The organism is Aureivirga marina (assembly GCF_015767265.1).
GTDB lineage: Bacteria > Bacteroidota > Bacteroidia > Flavobacteriales > Flavobacteriaceae > Aureivirga > Aureivirga marina.
Genome location: NZ_JADPIB010000007.1, coordinates 62,741 through 87,118 on the forward strand (window position 1 = coordinate 62,741; position 24,378 = coordinate 87,118).

The following is a 24,378-nucleotide window of genomic DNA, read 5'->3' on the forward strand; positions in this document are numbered from 1 at the left end:
TTATTTTTTCATTTTAGAATAATCAATTGCTTTATAAATTTCTTTTGCAATTGCTTCCATTCCTTCGTCAGACGGATGTCGAGCAACAAAGTAGTTTTCGAATTCATCGTATGCATAATTGATAGAGTCTTTAGCAATTGGATTTATATTCACAAAACTATGACCCCTATCTAAAGTTACTTTTTCCTGAATACTATCTTTGAATTCTGCAATCCAAAAATTATTTGTAATGACTAATTGATTTGGATTTTTATTTTCAAAATGTTGAATTAATTTTTCAAATTCTGCATAGTAATTTTCTGAATGACCTGCATTTTCACCTAATCTTAAAACAATTAAATCTGTATCAAAATTTTCAAACATAGTATCTCTTTTACTTAAATCCCAATTAAAATTATGTTCCCAAGGAACAACATTATAAATTTTGAAATTTACATCAATTTGATCTTGTTTTAATTTGTTAACTAAAACATGAACGTAATCATTGTTGATATTTGTTGCTGCCATTCCATAATTTCCATTCCATCCAATATATGGTGCAGTTCCAGTTTTTGTTATAGAATTTCCAACGAACATAATGTTCATTTTTTGTGGTGGATTATTTTTAGAACCAATATAAGTTCCATTTTCATCATACTTTATTTGATTATCATCTTTTTTATCACAAGAAAATAAAAGTAAAATAAGAGATGTAAAAAATAATTTTTTCATGTTTTAAAATTTTTTCAAAAATAGTAATATTTAACTATCCTTAAAGTAAATGTTTAGAATATTTAGTAAATTCAATAAAGAAAAAAAAGTAAAAATGAAAATACTAATCATAGGAGGAACAGGGACAATCGGACGAAAAGTTTCTGCACATTTTATAGCAACAGATGAGGTGATTGTAGTTGGAAGAACAACACCAACAATTTCTGTCGACATTACGAATATCAATTCTATTAAAGAAATGTTTAAAAAAATAGGAAAAATAGATGCTATTATATCTATCGTTGGAGAAGCAAAATGGGCTCCTTTGAATGATCTTACAGAAGAAGATTTCTATATTGGAATTAAAAGTAAATTGATGGGACAAGTAAATATTGTCAGAATCGGAAAAGAATACTTAAATAAAAATGGATCTATTACTTTGACAACTGGAGTTTTAGCAGATGATCCTGTTTATATGACAACTGCTGCTGCAATGGTAAATGGTGGAATTCATAGTTTTGTGTTGGCAACAGCTTTAGAATTGGAAAATGATTGTAGAATAAATGTTGTTTCGCCAGATTTTGTGGAAGATGCTTATGAAAAATACAAAGATTTCTTTCCAGGTCATAATTGCATTCCTATGCGAAAAGTGATCAATGCTTATGTAAGAAGTGTAAAAGGAAGAGTAAACGGTGAAATTATAAGAGTTTATGAATAAAAAGGAAGATAAATATTTATCTTCCTTTTATTTATTTCTTAAGATTTTATTTCATTAATTGATATTCATATAAACGATTTTCTGCATCGCTTACAATATAAACAGTTCCTTTTTTTGAAATAACAATTCCTTCTGCTTGATGGATTTCAATAGGCAATTCTTCTATTAATTCACCTTCTTTTGAAAGGTGAATAACAACATTTGATTCATCACTAACAATCCAAAAAGAATTATCTTTATCGCAGAAAATCCCAGAAACATCTTTTGTAAAAGGTAATTTCATCGTATTTTCTACATTTCCTTTTGTAGAAACTTGTAAAAGCTGTTTCGGACTTTTTTCATTTAATATATAAAGAAAATTATCATTTGGATTAAAACAAATTCCTTCTAAACCACTGTTTTTATGTTTTTGTTTTCCAGAAATTTTATGTTTTTCAACAATTTTTCCTTCCATATTTACAGCATATAATTTTCTTTTATTTTCACTTATAATCCAAAAAAGATTTTCTTTAGAATCATATGTAATTCCTTCTAAATCGATAATATCCAATTCGATTGTTGAAAGAACATCACCAGCCAAAGTTGTTTCATAAATCGCTCCATCATTATCACTTACAATAAATAAGGTGTTTTCACTTTCTGAAATAGAAATTCCAGAAGGTTCTTTGATTTCTAAATCGTGAACTTCTATTAATTTCAATTTATTTTGGGCTGTTGAATTGCAAGAAATTGAAATAAAAGACAAAAAAAGAATACTGATAAAAAAAGTATAAAATCGTTTCATAAATTTGATTTCGTTTGTAAATACAAATTAATAAATATCTAGAAATGTTTTCAAAAAACTATATAAAAAAAGCTACCTTTTAGGTAGCTTCCGAAATATTTTTATCCAAATTTTTGAAGAACTTCATCAAAAGTATTGAAAACTGTTTCAGGATCATCTGAAGTAACCATTTTCAATCTATATTCTTTGAAATGTGGAATTCCTTTAAAATAATTTGTATAATGTCTTCTTGTTTCTAAAACTCCAAGAGCCTGACCTTTCCAAGCAATTGCCATTTCTAAATGACGACGAGCAACTTCAACACGTTCTGCAATTGTTGCAGGTTCATGATGTTCTCCAGTTTTAAAGAAATGTTTTACATCTCTAAAAAACCAAGGATTTCCAATAGTTGCACGACCAATCATCGCTCCATCTAATCCAAACTCATCACGCATTAAAACAGCTTTTTCAGGAGAATCTACATCACCATTTCCAAAAACAGGAATATGCATTCTTGGATTGTTTTTTACTTCAGCAATTGGCTTCCAATCTGCAAAACCTTTATACATTTGCGCTCTTGTTCTTCCATGAATAGAAATTGCTTTTGCTCCAGCATCTTGAATTCTTTCTGCAACTTCTACAATTTTAATAGAATCATGATCCCAACCTAAACGAGTTTTTACAGTAATTGGTAAATGAGTTCTTTTTACCATTTCCGCAGTAAGTTTTTCCATCAAGTCGATATCTTTTAAAATACCTGCTCCAGCTCCTTTACTTACTACTTTTTTTACAGGACAACCAAAATTGATGTCAATAATATCTGGATTTGATTTTTCAACGATTTCTACAGTTCGTAGCATCGAATCTAAATTTGCTCCAAAAATTTGAATTCCTACAGGACGTTCTTTTTCGTAAATATCTAATTTCATCACACTTTTTGCAGCGTCACGAATTAAACCTTCTGAAGAAATAAATTCTGTATAAACAACATCTGCTCCTTGCTCTTTACATAATGCACGAAAAGGTGGATCACTAACATCCTCCATTGGTGCTAATAATAAAGGAAAATCTCCTAATTCTATGTCTCCTATTTTTACCAAAGCCTTAATTTTAAGGCTGCAAAGATACTATTTAGAATAGAAACTAGAAAAATTTTTGTTTAATGTTAAGAATCTAGATTTTTTTTCTTCTTATTTCGAGTAAAAATTCGTCCAGCAAAAAAGCCTAAAGTAAAAGGAATAAAGAAAATAACAAAGAGAATTAAAACCACATAAAATAAAATATCTCGAATGATTTTATCTACATGAGATAATGCTTTATCTACAACAGTTTCGCTTAAACCATTGATATCATTCATAATAATTCGTCTTTCACGGCTAATGATACTATCTATTGCAATCCTTTCTTTTTCAATATCATCAAACACTGTTTCAATTTGTCGATTTATATTATCAAAAATAGGTTTAGTTTCTTGTTGGAAATTTTCAATAGCTTCTCCGAGAAGTTCTGGACTTTCTTCTGCGACAGCGATTAATTCCATCATTCGAAGATTTAAACTGTCTGCAACTCGATTAAAATTTAAAGTGTCTAAACCATTTTCTTTTGCGAGAATTTGTGATTCCCAAAGAAATTGTTTTTTGGTATTATTTGTTGTAAATGCAACTGTTGTAGAAAAATCAGCAACAACTTCAGCCAAAGAACCAACAGATTGTACAGCTAAACTATCAGGTGTGTTTGTATAAGTTAAAAAAGATTCACGCACAGGTTCATGATTCATTTTTAAGCTTTTCATCGGAAAATTTTTAGCATGTTTTTTTACAAAATCTAAGTATTTTTGTTCTTTTCGTTTTGGAAGTTGTTTTAAAGCAATTTCTTCAATTCCTTTTCGATTTAAAACAATGGCATCTTTTGCAACTTGATAATAATTCCCAAATAATTTTTTTCCATCAGAAGAATTGATCAAGTTTTCCATTTCAATAGCGTAAGCCCAAGTATCTAAAAGTGCTAATTCTGGAGAAATCTGATAAGCAACTCTGGAAATTCCAATAGAAGCATTTAATTTCCATTGTAAAGCTTCTAATTCGGTCTTTCTATTTTCAGTTAATTTTATAATGGAATCAGAAGCATATTCAATGCGATCTAACATTAGATTTCCATATTCTTGTGTTGCAATTCGGATGTTTAAATATCTTTTAGGTAATGGTTTTGTTCCTGTATCAATTTTAAGTAAAGAACAAGAATAAATACAAAATCCAATAAAGATTAATGCAATGTATTTGACATATTTCATCTACATATTTATTTAAAAACACAATCTTTAAGTTAAATTTTAGTTTTTAAGAATTTTCTTTAAGAAATCATAATTAACGTTGGTTTAGCAATTTAGAAAAGTTTAGGAAAGAAGGTTTTTTGAAATTTAGAAAGAATTAGAAATCTGTTTTTATTTCCTAAATTTGCAGCCTTTTTCCATTAGAAGAAAGATTTTAGAATAGAAAGATTTTGAGTCAGAGAGAAACATATAGCCAATTAATTAAACAAGAAGCAGAACGATTAGGTTTTACAGCTTGTGGAATCGCGAAAGCAACTTTTTTAGAAGAAGAAGCAAAGAATTTGGAGACTTGGTTAAAGAATGGTTATCATGGAGAAATGAAATACATGGAAAATCATTTTGACAAAAGATTAGATCCAAGATTGTTGGTTGAAGGTTCAAAATCGGTAATTTCTTTAGCATATAATTATTTTCCTAAAGAACAACAAAATCCAGATTCCTATAAGATTGCAAAATATGCTTATGGTCAAGATTATCATCATGTGATAAAAGATAAATTGCGACAATTAATGCAGTTTATGAATGAAGAAATTGGCGAAATTAACGGAAGAGCATTTACAGATTCTGCTCCAGTTATGGAGAGAAGTTGGGCAAAAAAAGCAGGATTGGGTTGGACAGGGAAACACTCGCTTTTGATTCAAAAAAAAGCAGGTTCTTTTTTCTTTTTAGCAGAATTAATTGTAGATATTGAATTGGCATATGATCATCCGTTTGAAACGGATCATTGTGGTAAATGTACAAGATGTATTGATGCTTGTCCGACACAAGCAATTTTACCAAATAATACTATTGACGGAAGTAAATGTATTTCGTATTTTACGATTGAGTTAAAAGATAATTTACCAACGGAAATGAAAGGTAAATTTGACGATTGGATGTTTGGTTGTGATACTTGTCAAGATGTTTGTCCTTGGAATCGATTTTCGACTCCAATGAATGAACCTTTGTTTGAACCACATCCAGATTTACTAACGATGAAGTATCAAGATTGGGAAGAAATTACAGAAGAGGTTTTTAGAAAAGTTTTCAAAAAATCGGCTGTAAAAAGAACAAAATATACAGGATTGCAAAGAAATATTGATTTTCTTAAAAAATAATATAAGTCATGTTTTATGAAAATCCTTTCTAAAAATATTTTATCTAATAATGGAATAATTATATTTGTCTATCAAAAGTAAAATTAATTTTATGAGTGATTCAAGAAAAAGACGTGAAGCACTTTTGTACCACGCAAAACCAAAACCAGGAAAAATAGAAGTAGTACCTACGAAAAAATATGCTACACAAAGAGATTTAGCTTTAGCATATTCACCTGGAGTTGCAGAGCCTTGTTTAGAAATTGCCAAAGACAAAAAGAATATTTATAGATATACAGCTAAAGGAAATTTAGTGGCGGTAATTTCAAATGGTACAGCTGTTTTAGGATTAGGAGATATCGGAGCAGAAGCATCAAAGCCTGTGATGGAAGGAAAGGGATTACTTTTTAAAATATTCGCAGATATTGACGTTTTTGACATTGAAGTTGATGCAAAAGATGTTGATAAATTTGTTGAAACAGTAAAAGCAATAGCGCCAACTTTTGGTGGAATTAACTTAGAAGATATTAAAGCTCCTGAGGCATTTGAAATCGAAAGAAGATTGAAAGAGGAATTAGATATTCCTGTAATGCATGATGACCAACATGGAACTGCAATTATTTCAGCAGCAGCATTAAAAAATGCTTTGGAAATTGCTGGAAAAGATATTAAAGAAGTAAAAGTTGTTGTAAATGGAGCAGGAGCTGCGGCAGTTTCTTGTTCTCGTTTATATATTGCTCTTGGAGTTCGTCCTGAAAATATTATCATGTGTGATAGTAAAGGAGTAATTCGTAAAGACAGAGATAATTTAACTTCTCAAAAAGCAGAATTTGCTACAGATGTAGATGTACATACTTTAGAAGAAGCAATGAAAAATTCAGATGTTTTCATTGGGTTATCTAAAGGAAATGTGGTTTCTCCAGAGATGATTTTATCAATGGCTGCAAATCCAATTGTATTTGCAATGGCAAATCCAACTCCAGAAATTGACTATAATTTAGCAATTCAAACAAGAGATGATATCATTATGGCAACTGGTCGTTCAGATCATCCTAACCAAGTAAATAATGTATTAGGTTTCCCATTTATTTTTAGAGGAGCTTTAGATGTTAGAGCGACAAAAATTAATGAAGAAATGAAAATGGCTGCTGTTCATGCTTTAGCTAATTTGGCAAAAGAAACAGTGCCTGAGCAAGTAAATATTGCTTATAATGAAACAAATATTCAGTTTGGAAGAGATTATATTATTCCAAAACCATTTGATACAAGACTTATTGAAGAAATTCCTCCAGCAGTTGCAAAAGCAGCAATAGAATCTGGTGTGGCAACAGAGCCAATTACAAATTGGAATAGATATAAAGAAGAATTAGCTGAGCGTCTTGGAACAGGAAGCAAAATGATGCGTATGTTGACAAACAGAGCAAAAACAGATCCTAAACGAGTTGTTTTTGCAGAAGCAGATCAATTAGACGTATTAAAAGCTGCACAAATTTCTCATGACGAAGGCGTTGCAATTCCAATTTTATTAGGAAATAAAAACATCATCAAAATCATGATGGAGCAAATAAATTTCGATGCAGATGTTGAAATTATTGATCCAAAATGCGATACAGAAGATGAAAGAAGAGATGAGTTTGCAAAGCTTTATTGGGATAAGATGAAGCGTAAAGGAGTTACTTATTTAGAAGCGCAAAAATGGATGCGTGAACGTAATTACTTTGCTGCAATGATGGTAAATTGTGAACATGCAGATGCTTTAGTAACAGGATATTCTAGAAACTATCCTTCTGTTGCAAAACCGATGATTGAGTTAATTGGAAAAGCAAAAGGAGTAGAAAGAGTTGCTGCTACAAACTTAATGTTAACTTCTCAAGGTCCTTTATTCTTCTCAGATACAACGATGAATATTGATCCTTCTGCACATGATTTAGCAAAGATTGCACACATGACTTCGATGACGATGAAAATGTTTGGATTAGATCCGCATTTAGCAATGTTATCATTTTCAAATTTTGGTTCTTCAAGATCTGAATCTGCAAGAAAAGTTTCACATGCTGTAGAATTAATTCACAAATCACATCCAGAAGTTTCTATTGATGGAGAAGTACAGGCGGATTTTGCTGTAAATTCAGAAATGATGAAAGGAAAATTCCCATTCTCAAAATTAACAGATAGAAGAGTAAATGGATTGATTTTTCCAAATTTAGAGTCGGCAAATATCAGTTATAAATTGATGAAAGAATTAAACAAAATTGATTCAATTGGACCGATTGTAATGGGACTTGCTAAACCTGCACATATCATTCAATTAGGTGCAAGTGTGGACGAAATTGTAAATATGGTATGTATAGCAGTAGTGGATGCTCAGGAAAAGATGAAAATTAAGCAATAATTTCTTACATTTGAGCTTTCAAACACTAACCAGCTGAAATGATTACTCACATACGAGGAAAATTAATAGAAAAAAATCCAACCTATGCCATTGTGGAATGCAATGGTATGGGTTATTTTTTGCATATATCATTGCAAACTTACTCAAAATTAGGTGATAACGAATCTGTGATGCTTTATACACACTTGTCTATAAAGGAAGATTCACACACTCTTTACGGTTTTCTGAATAAATTAGAAAGAGAGGTTTTCAGATTTCTTATTTCTGTCTCAGGTATTGGTCCAAATACTGCAAGAACTATGTTGTCGTCTTTGACAACCAGAGAAATCCAAGAAGCAATTGCATCAGAAAATGTGGCTTTGATTAAATCTATTAAAGGAATTGGAATCAAAACAGCACAGAGAGTGATTATTGAATTAAAGGATAAAATACTAAAAACTTACGATTTAGAAGAAGTTTCTTTAGTTCAAAACAATACAAACAAAGAAGAGGCGTTATCTGCATTAGAAGTATTAGGATTTAATAAGAAGCAAGCGGAAAAAGTATTGGATAAAATACTTAAGGAAGATTCTAGTATGGATGTTGAGAACCTAATTAAAAAAGCATTAAAAAATTTATAGCACGTTGGAAAAAAATACTTGGATACAGCAATTACTACTTGTTATATTTTTTAGTTTTTTACCTACTTCCCTGATTATAGCTCAGGAAACTGGTAATGAAAATAATACTAAAAAAGATAGTTTAAAATACACTTTCAAGAATACTCAAGATGGAAGTTTGTTTTTAAATAATGGAGCTAATAAAGAAGTTATTTATGATCCTGATTTAAAACAATATGTCATTTTAGAGAAAATAGGAGATTACTACATTACACATCCTATTTACATGTCGGAAGAGCAATACAAGGAATATCGTTTGAAAAAAGACATGTTGGAATATTATAAATCTAAAATTTCAGCTTTAAATCCGAAGAAAGAAGGAAGTAAAGAGGCGCAAAAAGATTTATTACCAACGTATTATGTAAATAGTAAATTTTTCGAATCTATTTTTGGAGGAAATACTGTAGAAGTAAATCCACAAGCAACTATTTTAATAAAAATGGGAGTTCTTTCTCAAAGAGTTGAAAATCCACAGCTTTCAGAAAGAAATAGAAGTAGTTTTACTTTCGATTTTGACCAACAAATTAGTGCAAGTTTAATTGCAAAAGTAGGAACAAGATTACAAGCGACGATAAATTACGATACGCAATCGACGTTTAATTTCCAAAATATTTTAAAATTAGAATATACGCCAACAGAGGATGATATTCTACAAAAAATTGAAGTAGGTAACGTAAGTATGCCTATGAAAAATTCATTAATTGCTGGAGCTCAGAATTTATTTGGAGTTAAAACTCAATTCCAATTTGGTCCAACAACAGTGACTGGAGTTTTTGCAAGACAAAGGTCTCAGTTAAAAACAGTTAATGCACAAGGTAGTTCAACAATTGAAGAATTTGAATTATTAAGTTCGGATTATGATGATAATAAACACTTTTTCTTAGCACAAGAATTTAGAGAAAATTATAATAATGCTTTAGCGAATTTACCTTTAATTTCAAGTAATGTAAACATTACTAAAATTGAAGTTTGGGTTACAAATAGAAATTCTTCAACACAAAATGTAAGAAATATTGTAGCGATTGCAGATTTGGCAGAAGGAAATGTTGATCATATTGGAGCTCCTGGAGTTGTTCCGATTCCTGGACCAAGAGATCCTTCAAATGGAGCGAATAACATTGTAAATGAATTAACCAATACAAGTGGAATTCGTGATATTGCAACTGCGTCTGCGGCATTACAAGGTGGATATAATATGCAACAAGGAAGAGATTTCTCTTTACTTGAGAATGCAAGACTTTTAAGTCCTTCTGAATACCAATTACAACCACAATTAGGATATATTTCTTTAAATAGAAAATTAGGAGAAAGTGATATTCTTGCAGTTGCTTTTGAATATACGGTAAACGGAAGTGAGGAAGTTTTTAAAGTTGGAGAACTTTCAAGTGATGGAGTTATTGCGCCAGCTGCAATTGCAGTAAAGCTTTTAAGAAGTGAAATCATTACAACTGATGTTCCGATGTGGAATCTGATGATGAAAAATATTTATTCTTTAGGAGCTTATCAATTACAAGAAGAAGGATTCCGTTTTGAATTATTATATAAAGATGATGCAACTGGAGTTGCAATTAATACACTTCAAAATGCTATTACAGGAGAAGGAACAAACGATCCTGTAAACCAAAGAACAATTATGAACCTTGTTCGTTTGGATAGATTAGATCAATATGGAACGCCCATTCCCGGAAATAAAGGAAATGGGTATTTCGATTATATAGAAGGAATTACTGTAAATTCTGAAAAAGGTTATATCATTTTCCCAGAAGTAGAACCTTTTGGTGATTGGATGGCTGGAGAATTAACAGATCCGCAAGATGATAATTATTTATTTAGAGAGCTTTATAGACAAACAAAGGCTTTTGCCAAAAATAATTTCCAGCAAAGAGATAAATATTTATTAAAAGGTTATTATAAATCAGATAGTGGAGGAGGAGGAATTCCTCTTGGTGCGTTTAACGTAACTCCAGGTTCGGTTCGAGTAACTTCAGGAGGAAGAGAACTTGTTGAAGGAGTTGACTATGTTGTAGATTATCAAATTGGTCGTGTACAAATTATCAATCCTTCTTTAGAAGCATCGAATGCACCAATTGAAGTTTCTGTAGAAAATAATTCAACATTTGCTGCGCAAGATAAATCGTTTATTGGAGTTGATGTACAACACAAATTTTCTGACAAATTTGAGGTTGGTGCTTCTTTTTTGAATTTAAGTGAAAGACCTTTAACACAAAAAGTAAACTTAGCTTCTGAACCGATTAACAACTCGATTTTTGGATTTAATGCTACATATGGAACAGAAGTTCCTTTCTTAACAAAACTAGTAAATAAGCTTCCAAATATTGATACAGATGTTCCTTCGAATATTTCTGTTCGAGGAGATTTTGCTTATTTAAAACCTGGGCAACCAAAAGCAATTAAAGAAGGTGGAGAAGCAAATGCATATATTGATGATTTTGAAGGTTCACAAATTCCATTAGATATTTCATCACCTTTACAATGGTATTTAGCAAGTACACCACAACATCAGCCAGATTTAGATTTAGGTGGTGATGCGAATGATTTATCTTATGGTGCAAAACGTGCGAATTTAGCTTGGTATACAATTGATCAATTATTTTATGGAGGATCTTTGCAACCTGGAAATATTGATGAAGAAGAATTATCAAGAGCAGAGGTTCGTAGAATTCGTTATAATGAAATTTTTCCAGAGCAAGATTTAGATATTACTCAATCATCAATTGTTCGAACATTAGATTTAGCATATTATCCTTTTACCAGAGGAACATATAATTATGATGAGCCAGAAGTTGGAGAAGAAGGATATCTTACTGATCCAGAATCAAGATGGGGAGGAATTATGCGTCCATTGACGACAACTAATTTTGATCAAGCGAATATTGAATATATTCAGTTTTGGATTCAAGATCCATATGATTACTATTCGATAACAGAAGCGGAAGGTTTACCAGCAGGAGTGGATCCTTTCAATCCAGCGAACCAAGTTGGAGATTTATATTTTAACTTAGGAAATATTTCTGAGGATATATTAAAAGATAATAGAAAAGTTTATGAAAATGGATATCCAGGAGATGGAAATCAAATTGTTGGAGAAAATGTATTAGAGTCTGGAAACAATTTTGGATATATTCCAAAAAACCAATCTTTATTATATGCTTTTGATGAAAGTGATGAAGCAAGACCAAATCAAGATATTGGATTTGATGGATTAAATGATACAAGAGAGAAAGAATATTTTGCTCAAAATGCGAATCCATTATTTGCAAGTTTTGAAGATCCATCAACAGATAACTATCGTTTTTATAGAAGTAGTGTTTATGATGCTGAAGATGCTTCTGTACTATCTCGTTATCAAAATTTTAATAAAACACAAGGAAATTCACCTACAATTGATAATTCACCAGAATCTTACCCAACATCAGCAACTTCTTATCCAGATGTAGAGGATGTGAATAAAGATCAAACGATGAATACGGTGGAAAGCTATTGGCAATTTAAAGTTTCAATGGCAAAATCAGATTTAGTTGTTGGACAAAATCATATTGTAGATGAAAAAGTAGTAACAGTAAATCCAGAAGATGGAACAGCTCCAAGAAACTACAGATGGTTACAATTTAGAATTCCTGTAAATCAATCAGGAGTTGCGATTGGAGGAATTTCAGATTTCCAATCAATTCGTTTCATTCGTATGTTCATGACAAAATTTAGAATGCCAATTGTTTTAAGATTAGCAGATTTAAAATTAGTTCGTGGAGATTGGAGAAGATATAAAAATGAATTAGTAGAATCACCATTCAATCCACTTCCAACATCAGAATTAAATAAATTCGAGGTTGGAGTTGTAAATATTGAAGAAAATGCTACAAGAGTTCCGATTCCTTATGTTTTACCTCCAGGAATTGTAAGAGAAGAATTACAAGGAAATACGACTGTTCAGCAACAAAATGAGCAATCTGTTTCCGTAAAAATTAGAGAATTACCCGCAAATGAAGCGAGGGGAATTTATAAGAATACAAGTCTCGATTTAAGAATGTATAAAAAACTGAAAATGTTTATACACTTAGAAGGAATTCAGACAGAACCACAAGTAGAATCGGATGAATTAAAAGCAATTATTCGATTAGGAAGTGATTTGAATGAAAACTTCTATCAGATTGAGATGCCATTAACAGTAACGCCTTATACAGCTACAACACCAGAAGAAATTTGGCCAGTTGAAAATAATATTGAGGCAGCATTAGATTTATTTGGAAAATTAAAATTATTAAGATTTGATGATCCTTCTAATCCACCTGTGAATGAATTGTATCCAGCCTATGGAGAACCAGATCCGTTTGGAGATTTAGGACTAAATTATGTGATTAGAGTAAAAGGTAATCCGAATTTAGGAAATGTGAAAACAATGATGCTTGGAGTGAAGAATGATTCTGGAAATGTTCAGAGTTTTGAACTTTGGTATGATGAATTCCGTGCTTCAGGATTTGAAAATGATGGAGGTTGGGCAACTGTGGTAAGTACAGATGCAAACTTAGCTGATTTTGCTGATATTTCTGCAACTGGTAGAATTGAAACAATTGGTTTTGGTGGAATTGAGCAGAGATTAAATGAAAGAAATCAAGAAGATGTTAAGCAATATGATATTGTTACCAATGTGAATATGGGTAAATTATTACCAAATCATTGGGGAATTCAATTACCGTTTAACTATGGAATTTCGGAAGAATTCAGAGATCCGAAATACGATCCACAATTTCAAGATGTTTTATTTGATGATGCAAAAGATGTAAATCCGAATAGTAAGGATGCACAAGATTATACGAAGAGAAGAAGTATAAGTTTAATTAATGTTAGAAAAGAAAGAAATCCAAATTCTACTAGAAAACCACAATTTTATGATGTAGAAAATCTTTCTGTTTCTGGAGCTTATAATGAAATGTATCATAAAGATTATAATGTTCAGAAATATTTAGATCAGAATGTGAAACTTTCAGGTTCGTATAATTATACATTACAACCGAAATATATTCAACCTTTAAAGAATTGGAGTTTAATTAAGAAAAGTAAATATTTAAAATTAATTAGAGATTTCAACTTTAATTTATTACCAACTTCAGTTTCGGTAAATACGAATATTAATAGAAATTATAATTCGCAACAATCAAGAACTTTAATTGAAGGATTACCAGAATTACCAGAATTAATTCAGAGAAGATATATGTTTGATTGGGATTATGGTTTTGCTTATGATTTATCAAAATCTTTACAAGTAAATTTTAAAGCATCAAATTATTATGTAAATGATCAGTTCGAGATTGATGATGAAAATAGAGTGTTTGATAATATTTTTGAAATTGGAAGACCAAATAATTATCACCAAAAATTAGAAGGAACTTATAAAATTCCTTTAGATAAAATTCCTTATTTAGAATTTGTAAGAGCGACTTATACGTATACAGCAGATTTCGATTGGCAAGCGATATCTCCACAATATTATGATCAAATAGGAAATACTATTCAAAACTCAAATACGCATAATATTTCAGGAGATTTAAACTTTACAAAGCTTTATAGAAAAATTGGAGTTCATAAATTATTTAGAAAAAGCAAAAGTAAAAAAGGTACTTCTAAATTAAAAAGAACGCCAGGTTTAGAGAAACAATCAAATATTGGAATTACTAAAAATCAAAATAAAAGAGGTCGAAGAAATAAACTTTCTACAGGGCAAAAAGTAGTAAAAGGACTTGTGGATGTTGTTACTTCTGTGAAGAAAGCGAAAATTAGTTATTTAGAAAACAATGGAACATTCTTACCAGGTTATGCTCCAGAAATCGGATTCTTAGGAAGAGATAATTTTGGTGGAGGATTAGCTCCGACAATTGGTTTTGTTTTTGGTAGTCAAGCAGATATTCGTGAAAGAGCTTTAAGAAATGGATGGTTAATTACAAGGAATGTTGTTGATTTAGATGATATTAATAGTGATTTAAATGATCCTTATTATAATAAAACGTATAGTAGAACTCATTACGAAAAATTAGATTATTCTTTAGATGTAAAACCATTTAAAGATTTAGATGTTGAATTATTTGGTTCTAGAATTTATACGAAAGATATTTCGCAACAATTAGATGTTATTCGATATAATAACTCTGCTGGAACAGAAATTCGTGAAATATTAGATTCACCAGAATATCAAATTGGAGGATATAGTATTAGTAATAATATGATTCGTACTGCATTTGATAAAGGAGGTGATGATGCTTTTAGACAATTTAGAGAGAATAGATTAATTATTTCAAATAGATTAGCTGGAACTTCGACACAACAATATCAAGATGGATATGGATCTACGAGTCAACAAGTTTTATTACCTGCATTCTTAGCCGCTTATTCTGGACAAGATGCGAATAATGTAAGCTTAAACGCATTTAGCCAAGATGTACCTTTCCCAGGTTGGAAATTAACATATAAAGGACTGATGAACTTTAAATGGTTTAAAAAGAACTTTAGAAGTTTTACAGTTACTCATGGATATAATTCTATTTTTGCAATATCAAGTTATACAAACAATTTACAGTATAATCCATTGGATAATCAAAAGGATATTGCTGGAAATTATTATGGAAAGTATTTATTCACAAATGTTAGTATGATTGAAGAATTTTCCCCATTAGTGAAAGTTGATATCAAAATGAAGAATTCTTTTTCGTTCTCAGGTAGAATAAATAAAGATAGATCCTTAACTTTGAATTTTGATAATAATACACTGACGCAAATCAGAGGAACAGAGTATGAAATCGGAATTGGATATATTGTAAAAGATTTAAAAATGAAGATGCGTTTTGCTGGGAAACCAACAAAATTAAAAGGTGATTTAAATCTGAAAGCTACATTCTCTTTAAGAGATGATTTAACGCAGATTAGAGAAATTGAGCAAGAAAATGATCAGATTACAGGAGGTCAGAAAATTATTGCAATCAAATTCTCTGCAGATTATAATCTAAGTAGAAGTTTAATTACTTCTTTCTATTATGATCAAAATATTTCAAAATATGCCATTTCTACTACTTTCCCAAGAAAGTCAATTAGTGCAGGTTTAAGCGTTAGATATACTATTGGAAATTAATTAATAACTAAATAATAAAAATAAATAACAATGAATATCCCAGCAGATTTAAAGTATACAAAAGACCACGAATGGATCAAAGTTGAAGGAGACGTAGCAATCGTAGGAATTACTGACCACGCACAAAGTGAGTTAGGAGACATTGTGTACGTTGATGTTGATACATTAGATGAAGATGTTGATAAAGATGATACATTTGGGTCTGTAGAAGCAGTAAAAACCGTTTCTGACTTATTCATGCCACTTTCTGGAGAAGTAATTGAATTTAACGAAGCGTTAGAAGATGAGCCAGAATTAGTAAATAAAGATCCTTATGGAGAAGGATGGATGATTAAAATTAAGATGTCTGATACATCTCAAATTGAAGATCTTTTAGATGCTGATGCGTATAAAGAAATTATTGGAGCGTAATGCTTTAATTATCACAATACTTATTACAATATCCGTTGTTGTAATAAGTATTGTTCCTACAGATTCTATTCAAGTTTCTGTAAAAACAAAGGGTACAGATAAAATAGCTCATGTTTTAATGTACTTTATTTTAACATTTTTCTGGCTTTTAACATTCAATCTTTCTTTTAAAAAAAGAAATTTTAACACACTACTTTTGATAACAATTGCTATATTTGGCATGTTTATTGAAATTCTTCAGGAAACAATTACGGAAAGCAGAGAATTTGATTGGTACGATGGTTTAGCAAATACTTTAGGGGTTTTGATTGCTTTTGTATTTTTTAATATATTGCACCGTAAATTTGGAACTAGAGAAATTTAACTTGTAAGCCGAGTTTAAATTATTATATTAGCAGACCTATAAAATTTTTAAAATGGAAGTTAAAAAGAACCCAAAAGCAAACTTAGAGAATTACACCAAATTGTTTATGCAATTGGGGTTGGTTTTAGCGTTAGTCATAGTTTATATAGCTATCGAAAAGAAAACTTATGACAAAACGTATTCTGACTTGGGAGATTCAATCTTACAAGAAGAGGTTGAAGAAGATATCCCAATCACAGAACGTATTATCGAGGTAAAACCACCACCGCCACCGCCACCGCCAGCAGCTCCAGAAGTAATTGAAGTTGTTGAAGATGACGAAGAAATCGAAGAGACTATCATCGAATCTACAGAGACAGATGAGACAGAAGCAGTAGAAGTAGAAGAAATCGTTGAGGAGGAAGAGGAAGAAGAAGTAATTGAGGATGTACCATTCGCAATTATTGAGGAAGTTCCTGTTTTCCCAGGGTGTAAAGGTAGTAAGAGTGAATTAAAGAAATGTTTACAACAAAAAATCCAAAAGCACGTAGCAAGAAAGTTTAACGCTGACTTAGCGAATGAGCTTGGATTACCTCCTGGAAAGAAAAGAATTATCGTTCAATTTAAAATTGACAAAAGCGGAAATATATCAGAAATCCGTTCAAGAGCTCCTCACAAAAGACTTCAACAAGAAGCAGAGAGAGTAATTAAGACACTTCCAAAAATGACTCCAGGAAAACAAAGAGGTAGAGCTGTAGGTGTAAAATATAGCTTACCAATTTCTTTCAACGTAGAATAGTCAATGTTATTATAATATTAAAAAAATCTAGCTTTTTAGCTAGATTTTTTTTTGGCATATATTTTGTTTTTAAGAATTCATTAACATTTTAAAAAATTTAACTATGAGCTTAAAAAATAACGACATGTCAAATTATTCAAAAGTTTTTCTACACTTATCATTAGTATTATCTTTATTTATTGTATATGTGATTTTACAGCATGAAACAATTAAAAAGGAAGTAAAAGTAGCGGAAACAGAGATAACAATTGATGAAAATGTAGAGTTTACAATGAACGACTTTAAAATTGAAAAAGAGAAAGTTAAAGTTGAAAAGAAAAAAACAGAAGTTCCAACGAAGAAAGCAATTTTAAAAGATATTGTGGAAGTTGTGGAAGATGATACTAAAATCATTGAATCTCAAATCATGAATGAAACAGATGAAGAAGTAGAAGATTTAGATGATCACATTTTAAACCTAAAAGAAACAGAGGAAATTGAGCAAGAAGATAACAAAGTATATAGTTTTGTTAGCTTAGAAGAAGTTCCAGTATTTCCAGGCTGTGAAAAGGCAAAAGGAAATAAAGAGAAAAAAGCTTGTTTTGAAAATCGAGTAAGAAAATTTATCAATCGAAAATTTAATGCTGATATTGCAAATGAGATTGGTTTAACTTCTGGTAAAAAGAGAATCAACGTTTTATTTAATATTGATAAAGAAGGGAATGTAAAAATTTCAAGAGTAGCAGCACCACACAAGGAGTTAGAAAAAGAAGCGAAAAGAGTGATTAACAGACTTCCGAAAATGACTCCTGGAAAACAGAATAATAAACCTGTAAAAGTAAAATATGCTTTACCAATCAGTTTTTATGTAGACTAAAAAATTACTTTTTAACTTGTCATTAAGCTTTAGTTTTTGAATTTAAGAATAAGTTTAAAACTTATTTATTTTAATAAATCAATTATATTGAAAATCCTGTGTTTAACGGGATTTTTTATTTTATTTTTGTAGTGTAAAATTTGATAAACAAGAAAGTTATGAATGTAAATCAGTATTTAGACTCTACTTACTTAAAAACTCCAGAGCAAGCAGGAATCTCAGAAAAAGAAACGGAACAAAAAGTAGTTGATTTAGTTAATGAAGCTATTGAAAATAACTTTAAATTAGTCATGATTCGTCCAAATTTTGTTTCTATGGCTAAAAAAATGATTACAGATGCAAATGCGGATGTTGTTGTAGGAACTGTAATTGGTTTTCACGAAGGAACAGCTTCTGTTGAAGACAAATTAAAAGAAGCACAAGAAGCAATTGATAATGGAGTTGATGAGCTAGATTATGTGGTGAATTACACAGCTTTTAAAAATGAGCAAATCAATTTAGTAAAAGCAGAAGTTTTCAAAGGAACAAAAATTGGTTTAGAAAACGGAAAAATTGTAAAATGGATTATTGAAATTGCAGCTTTATCAAATGAAGAAATAGTTGCTTTAACACAATTAATTCGTGATGTTGTTTTAGATAATTTCTCAGAAGAAGAAGCAACACAAGTTTTTGTAAAATCATCTACAGGTTTCTTTAAAAGAGAAGATGGAGGTCCAGTTGGAGCAACATTTGAAGGAATGGAATTAATTGTAGAAAATGCAAAACCATTACAAGCAAAAGCTGCTGGAGGAGTAAGATCTTATGAAGATGCTGTGAAAATGATTGAAATGGGTGTTACAAGAATTGGAACTTCTTCTGCAAAAAAAATAGCAGATGGTAAAACTGCCACGGGAGGATATTAATTCAATAAAAATATAAATGAGTTTATTTTTTGCACATGAAACTGCAGTAATTGACGAAGGATGCCAAATTGGAGAAAATACTAAAATTTGGCATTTTAGTCATATTATGCCGAATAGCGTAATTGGAAAAAAATGCAACATAGGTCAAAACGTTGTGATTTCTCCAGATGTAATTCTTGGAAATAATGTAAAAGTACAAAACAATGTTTCTATTTACACAGGAGTAAAATGTGATGATGATGTGTTTTTGGGTCCTTCTATGGTATTTACGAATGTAATTAATCCTAGAAGTGCAGTAGTAAGAAGAACAGAATATATGCAAACTCTTGTGAAAAGAGGAGCAAGTATTGGCGCAAATGCTACAATTGTTTGCGGAAATACATTAGGAAAATATTGTTTTATTGGAGCAGGAGCTGTTGTTATAAATGATATTCCTGATTATGCTTTAGTTGTAGGTAATCCGTCGAAACAAATTGGTTGGGTAGGAGAATATGGACATCGTTTAGAATTTAATGAAGAAGGAATTGCTATTTGCCCAGAGAGTAAACAAGAATATTTATTAGAAAATAACGTTGTAACTAGAGTAAAATAAGTTAGTTATACAAAAAAAGAAAAGTCATCCTGAGTTTTTATAATAAAAATTCATGATGATTTTTGGTATAGAAATAACCCCAACACATGAAGAAAAAATTACTTTATATATTAATTTGTGCTGTATTTTTTACAATTAAAACACATGCACAAGAAGAGAAATATCCTACATTTTCTGTTTGTGAAAATAAAAATGAAGTTGATTTAAAAGATTGTTTTACAAATGAAGTTGAAATGCTTTTTATTCAAAATTTAGAAAAGGAAAATGCTTCTATTCTAGATTTTAAAGGAAAAACAAACATTGTTTTTATCGTTACAAATGAAGGAAATTTTAAAGTAATTTATAGTAACACAAATAACGAAAAGTTTAAGGAGGAAATTAAAACTGCTTTCAAAACTTTTCCAAAAGTTACTCCAGCAACACTTCATGATACTTCTGTAGAAATGCGTTTTGTTTTACCTGCTGTTTTTCCAACTGTGGATGGACAATTTTCTAAAACAGAATCTGAAAAAATTGCTATACAAGATGTATTACAGAAAAAAGATACGACACCAATTTATCGAGAATTTAATAGTAATATTTTAATTCCATTAGTTCATAGCAGATATGACCAATATGAATATTATTTGAATCAAGATGATAATTCTCATTCTGGTTCTAAACCTTATTCTTTCAATTATGCTAAAAAATATGTAGATTTTAATGCACAAGTTTCGCCTTTATTGAAAAAGAAAAAAAGTTGGTTTGGAAGAAAACTTTGGAATGAACATTTAGCTACTGTAAATAAAAAAGATTATTGGTTTAATGTCGATTTCTTGGTCGATTTACAATTAGGAAAAGATAAAAATACGAACTATAGTTATACATACAACAACACAAGAGCGCTTCAAATTGAAGGAGGTTTAGGAAAAGGATTTAACTTTTATACTATTTTCTATGAATCACAAGGACGTTTTGCTAAATATGTAGATTCTTATGCTCGTTATTTAAAAGCGGATGGATTTAATCCTGGAATTGTTCCTGGAAGAGGTGTTGGTAAAGAATTTGGCGAAGATGGTTTTGATTATCCTGTTGCAGAAGCTTACCTTACTTATTCTTTAAATAAATATTTCGATTTTACTTTCGGAACTGGTAAGAATTTTATCGGAGATGGTTATCGTTCTTTACTTCTTTCAGATAATTCTTCCCCTTATACATATTTTAAAATTAACACGAATTTTTGGCGATTAAAATACACTAATCTTTGGATGTCTTTACATGATGTAACTTCTGAAGCTTCTGAAGGAGGTGTTTATGGACAAAAATTTATGGCGCTTCATTATTTAAGTTTAAATGTTACAAAAGATTGGAATATTGGTTTATTTGAAGCTGCTGTTTGGGATAATACAAATAAAAGAGGATTTGATTTTAATTATATAAATCCTATTATTTTTTCTCGTGCTATTGAGTTTGCTACTGGTCCAAGAAGTGGAAATGCTTTACTAGGTTTAACTTCAAAACTAAAAATAGGAAAGAATAGAAAATTGACCTTATACGGGCAATTGTTAGTAGATGAATTTACAGTAAAAGAAATCATAAAAAACAATGGTTATTGGGGAAATAAATTAGGTTTCCAATTTGGAGGAAAATTATATGATGCTTTCAATATTAAAAATCTTTATTTACAAGGAGAATTAAATGTGGTGCGCCCTTATACATATTCTCATAAAAATGTCATCTTAAATTATGGGCATAAAAACCAAGCTTTAGCGCATCCTTGGGGAGCAAATTTCAAGGAAGCTGTTGGAATTGTTCGATATACAAAAAATAGATGGTATGTAAATGGGAAATTAAGTATTGGAGAAAAAGGATTTGATTTTGATGAAGCCGTAAATGACAAAAATTATGGTGGAAATATTTACAGAAGTTATGTTGAAGAGCGTTTAGATGACTATGGAAATGAAATTGGACAAGGAAATAAAGCTCAAATTTATACAGCTGATTTACAAGTTGGATATGTTGTAAATCCTGCAACAAATTTGAAATTGTATGGAGGTGTTATACTACGTAATTTCGACTCTGATGCTCCTGTTGAAGGTTATGAACAAGGAAATACTGTTTGGCTTAATTTTGGTTTAAGAGCAGACATTTTTGATTGGTATTTTGATTTTTAATTCTTAATTAACAGTTAGTTAGCTTATTTTTTGAAATAAATAGTTGTATTTTTATAAGTGATGTTTTGTAACATATAAAATCGCTTATAATGAGAAAATTAATATGCTTTACTGTTTTGCTTTTTTCTACATTTATGATGAAAGGACAAGTTAGTTTAATTGCGCATCGTGGTGCTTCTTATATTGCGCCTGAAAATACAAAAGCATCTGTAGAGATGGCTTGGCGTTTAGGTTTTCAAGTTGTAGAAGTAGATGTGCGTTTGACAAAAGATAAAAAGATTATTGTATTTCATGATGAAAATACAAAAAGACTTACTGGAGTTGATAAAGAGGTTTCTGAATCTACATATGATGAATTAAAGGATTTGACAATTCTTTTAACTGATACAAATTCTGATTATTTTAAAGGTGAAAAGATTCCGTTATTGGAAGAAATTTTAGACATTTTACCAGAAGATAAATTACTTGTAATTGAATCAAAAGAAGGTCAAGAAATTGTAGAGCCTTTACAAGAAATTCTTAAAAATCATTGGAGAAAAGGAGAATTAGCTTTTATTTCTTTTCACATGGAAACACTTTGTTTATTAAAAGAAATTTATAGCGAAATTCCAGCATTATATCTTTCATATTCTTTAGAAGATGTTTATTTAAAATTCCCTCAAATTAAAGAATGTAATTTGGATGGTGTTGATGTGCATTATAAAGTGGTAACACAAGAATTAATCACAATTATGGATAAAGGTGAATTCTTAGTTTGGTGTTATACAGTTGATGATGCGAATCAGGCTTGGACTTTAAGAGAAATGGGAGTTGATGGAATTACGACAAATCGTCCATATTGGATTCAACAAAAATTTTATGAAAGAATTTCTCAAGAAGAATTAGAGGAAGAAAATGGTGGAGATGGTGGATATTAATCTCCATAAATAACATATTAACCCCTTAAAGATTATCAATTAAAATGGATTGTAATGGGGATTTATTTGGATATAGAAGTTGGGGAAATTACAATATTCTTTGATGAGAAACCAAAAGGAGTGATTTACTTTGAAGAATTAGGCTTTGAAGAAAATACACTTCATCTACACGAAGGTTTCAGCAGAATCATATTCGATTTTCAAAAATTAAAAAAAGGAGATTTATACAGTGTTCCTACAATGGAATTTGTATTTAATGAAAGTGATATTAATTCGCATTGGATTTGTGAATTTAACGAAAATAAAATCTTTGAATCAGAACATAAACATTCTGGAAAAGTTGTTATTCTTCTTCACAGAAAAGAAATAGAAGAACACATTCAACATCATGAAAATAAATTGAAACTTCATATTGAGTTTTCGGATGAAATTACATGGAATTTAAAAGATTCATTTATTCATTTTTTTAAAGATTAATCAAAATTCAAATTATGCGTTATCTCATTCCATTTCTGATTTTGATTGTTTTATTTTCTTGTAAGAAAAAGCAAGAAAATCAAATGGCAGGTGCTTTGCCATATTTAGTTGAAGAATTACAGCCAGAAAATGTTACAACTTATATTGAATACCCTGTAAATATTGAGGGAATTTTAGATATCGAAATTCGTCCACAAGTGGAAGGATATATTTCAGAAGTAATAGCAACTGAGGGGGAAATTGTAAAGAAAGGAGATGTGTTATTTAAACTGAGTACCCCTCTTTTACTTCAACAAGTAGAAGCTGCATTAGCTTTGGTGAAAGCAGCAGAATCCAATGAAAAAGTTGCTTTGATTGAAGTTGAAAAATTAGAACCTTTAGTTGAAAAAGATATTATTAGTAGAGTTCAGTTAAATACTGCAATTAGTAATTATGAAGCTGCAAAATCACAATTAAATCAAGCCTTAGCAAATTATCATCAAGCAAAAGAGAATTTGGATTTTTCTATTATTAAAAGTCCAATTGATGGTGTTTTAGGAAATTTTCCTTATAGAATTGGTTCTTTGGTTGGAAGAGGTGAAGTGGATCCTTTAACAGTGGTTTCTGATATTGATTCATTGCGTGTGATTTTTACAATTAATGAAAAAGATTTATTGCAACTTCGAAATAAATTTCCTGCGAAAGATTATGAAGAACTTCTACAAAAATTACCAGAAGTAGATTTGCTTTTAGCTGATGGAAATAAATTTAAAGAGCAAGGTGAAATTATTACAATTGGAGGGCAAATAAATCAAGAAACTGGTGGAGTTGAAGTGAAAGCTTTATTTGTAAATAAAGATCACATTTTAAAAAGTGGAAGTAGCGGAAAAATCCAAATGCCAATTCAACAAGATAGTATTTTACTTGTTCCACAAATAGCAACATACGATTTGCAAAATAAGACATTTGTTTATGTTGTTGAAAAAGATGATACAGTAAATCCTGTTGCAATTACTACAAATGATGTTTATGGTGATTATTATATAGTTACTAATGGTTTGAATAAAGGAGATATTATTGTTCTAGAAAATGTGAGTAAACTTCACAAAGGAATGAAAATTATGCCTGTGACAAAAAGTGAAGAAGAAAAATTAGAAAAGAAAGAAAACACTAAACCACAGTAG

Annotated in this window: 19 protein-coding genes; 15 read left to right on the top strand and 4 right to left on the bottom strand. The window is 30.2% G+C overall.

Annotated features, from left to right (window positions below):
- On the bottom strand, positions 1-711 hold the full coding sequence (locus I1A51_RS14245) for an SGNH/GDSL hydrolase family protein (RefSeq protein ID WP_196895053.1): 711 nt from the start codon (positions 709-711) through the stop codon (positions 1-3).
- 94 nt (positions 712-805) lie between these two features.
- Here I1A51_RS14245 and I1A51_RS14250 point away from each other — a divergent pair, with 94 nt between their 5' ends.
- On the top strand, positions 806-1,408 hold the full coding sequence (locus I1A51_RS14250; RefSeq protein WP_196895055.1) for a short chain dehydrogenase: 603 nt from the start codon (positions 806-808) through the stop codon (positions 1,406-1,408).
- A 46-nt stretch (positions 1,409-1,454) separates the two neighbouring features.
- On the opposite strand, the gene I1A51_RS14255 is transcribed toward I1A51_RS14250, so the two are convergent.
- The 3 genes from I1A51_RS14255 to I1A51_RS14265 all read right to left on the bottom strand — a co-directional run bounded on the left by I1A51_RS14255 (position 1,455) and on the right by I1A51_RS14265 (position 4,461).
- On the bottom strand, positions 1,455-2,108 hold the full coding sequence (locus I1A51_RS14255; protein WP_196895057.1) for an SdiA-regulated domain-containing protein: 654 nt from the start codon (positions 2,106-2,108) through the stop codon (positions 1,455-1,457).
- Positions 2,109-2,293: 185 nt separating this feature from the next.
- Positions 2,294-3,271 carry a tRNA dihydrouridine synthase DusB gene (gene dusB / locus I1A51_RS14260; RefSeq protein WP_196895059.1) on the bottom strand — a complete coding sequence of 326 codons (978 nt, stop codon included), beginning with the start codon at positions 3,269-3,271 and terminating at the stop codon, positions 2,294-2,296.
- Positions 3,272-3,336: 65 nt separating this feature from the next.
- Positions 3,337-4,461: a hypothetical protein gene (locus I1A51_RS14265; RefSeq protein WP_196895061.1), complete on the bottom strand. Its 1,125-nt coding sequence runs from the start codon at positions 4,459-4,461 to the stop codon at positions 3,337-3,339.
- A 209-nt stretch (positions 4,462-4,670) separates the two neighbouring features.
- Here I1A51_RS14265 and queG point away from each other — a divergent pair, with 209 nt between their 5' ends.
- The 14 genes from queG to I1A51_RS14335 all read left to right on the top strand — a co-directional run bounded on the left by queG (position 4,671) and on the right by I1A51_RS14335 (position 24,378).
- Positions 4,671-5,597, top strand: coding sequence for a tRNA epoxyqueuosine(34) reductase QueG (queG, locus tag I1A51_RS14270; RefSeq protein WP_196895063.1), 927 nt, complete (start codon positions 4,671-4,673; stop codon positions 5,595-5,597).
- A gap of 91 nt (positions 5,598-5,688) precedes the next feature.
- Positions 5,689-7,968, top strand: a complete 2,280-nt coding sequence (locus I1A51_RS14275; RefSeq protein ID WP_196895065.1) for an NADP-dependent malic enzyme — start codon at positions 5,689-5,691, stop codon at positions 7,966-7,968.
- A 38-nt stretch (positions 7,969-8,006) separates the two neighbouring features.
- Positions 8,007-8,588 carry a Holliday junction branch migration protein RuvA gene (ruvA, locus tag I1A51_RS14280; protein WP_196895067.1) on the top strand — a complete coding sequence of 194 codons (582 nt, stop codon included), beginning with the start codon at positions 8,007-8,009 and terminating at the stop codon, positions 8,586-8,588.
- A gap of 4 nt (positions 8,589-8,592) precedes the next feature.
- Positions 8,593-15,765: a T9SS outer membrane translocon Sov/SprA gene (gene sov / locus I1A51_RS14285; RefSeq protein WP_231374047.1), complete on the top strand. Its 7,173-nt coding sequence runs from the start codon at positions 8,593-8,595 to the stop codon at positions 15,763-15,765.
- A gap of 30 nt (positions 15,766-15,795) precedes the next feature.
- Positions 15,796-16,176, top strand: coding sequence for a glycine cleavage system protein GcvH (gcvH, locus tag I1A51_RS14290; RefSeq protein ID WP_196895069.1), 381 nt, complete (start codon positions 15,796-15,798; stop codon positions 16,174-16,176).
- Positions 16,148-16,540 carry a VanZ family protein gene (locus tag I1A51_RS14295; RefSeq protein WP_196895071.1) on the top strand — a complete coding sequence of 131 codons (393 nt, stop codon included), beginning with the start codon at positions 16,148-16,150 and terminating at the stop codon, positions 16,538-16,540. The genes gcvH and I1A51_RS14295 overlap by 29 nt, the downstream gene beginning before the upstream one ends.
- A 52-nt stretch (positions 16,541-16,592) precedes the next feature.
- Positions 16,593-17,318, top strand: coding sequence for an energy transducer TonB (locus I1A51_RS14300; protein WP_196895073.1), 726 nt, complete (start codon positions 16,593-16,595; stop codon positions 17,316-17,318).
- Between the two features lie 103 nt (positions 17,319-17,421).
- On the top strand, positions 17,422-18,174 hold the full coding sequence (locus tag I1A51_RS14305) for an energy transducer TonB (protein WP_196895074.1): 753 nt from the start codon (positions 17,422-17,424) through the stop codon (positions 18,172-18,174).
- Between the two features lie 158 nt (positions 18,175-18,332).
- The gene (deoC, locus tag I1A51_RS14310) at positions 18,333-19,076 is read left to right on the top strand and encodes a deoxyribose-phosphate aldolase (RefSeq protein ID WP_196895076.1); all 744 of its coding nucleotides are present in this window, start codon (positions 18,333-18,335) and stop codon (positions 19,074-19,076) included.
- A 16-nt stretch (positions 19,077-19,092) separates the two neighbouring features.
- Positions 19,093-19,668 (top strand): acyltransferase, encoded by a 576-nt coding sequence (locus I1A51_RS14315; protein WP_196895077.1) that lies wholly within the window; start codon positions 19,093-19,095, stop codon positions 19,666-19,668.
- Between the two features lie 86 nt (positions 19,669-19,754).
- Positions 19,755-21,821: a gliding motility protein RemB gene (locus tag I1A51_RS14320; RefSeq protein ID WP_196895078.1), complete on the top strand. Its 2,067-nt coding sequence runs from the start codon at positions 19,755-19,757 to the stop codon at positions 21,819-21,821.
- A gap of 89 nt (positions 21,822-21,910) precedes the next feature.
- Entirely contained in the window at positions 21,911-22,738 is an 828-nt protein-coding gene (locus tag I1A51_RS14325) for a glycerophosphodiester phosphodiesterase (RefSeq protein WP_196895079.1), read from the top strand.
- Between the two features lie 54 nt (positions 22,739-22,792).
- A complete protein-coding gene (locus I1A51_RS14330; RefSeq protein WP_196895080.1) occupies positions 22,793-23,215 on the top strand; it encodes a hypothetical protein in 423 nt (140 codons plus the stop codon).
- Between the two features lie 14 nt (positions 23,216-23,229).
- The gene (locus I1A51_RS14335) at positions 23,230-24,378 is read left to right on the top strand and encodes an efflux RND transporter periplasmic adaptor subunit (protein ID WP_196895081.1); all 1,149 of its coding nucleotides are present in this window, start codon (positions 23,230-23,232) and stop codon (positions 24,376-24,378) included.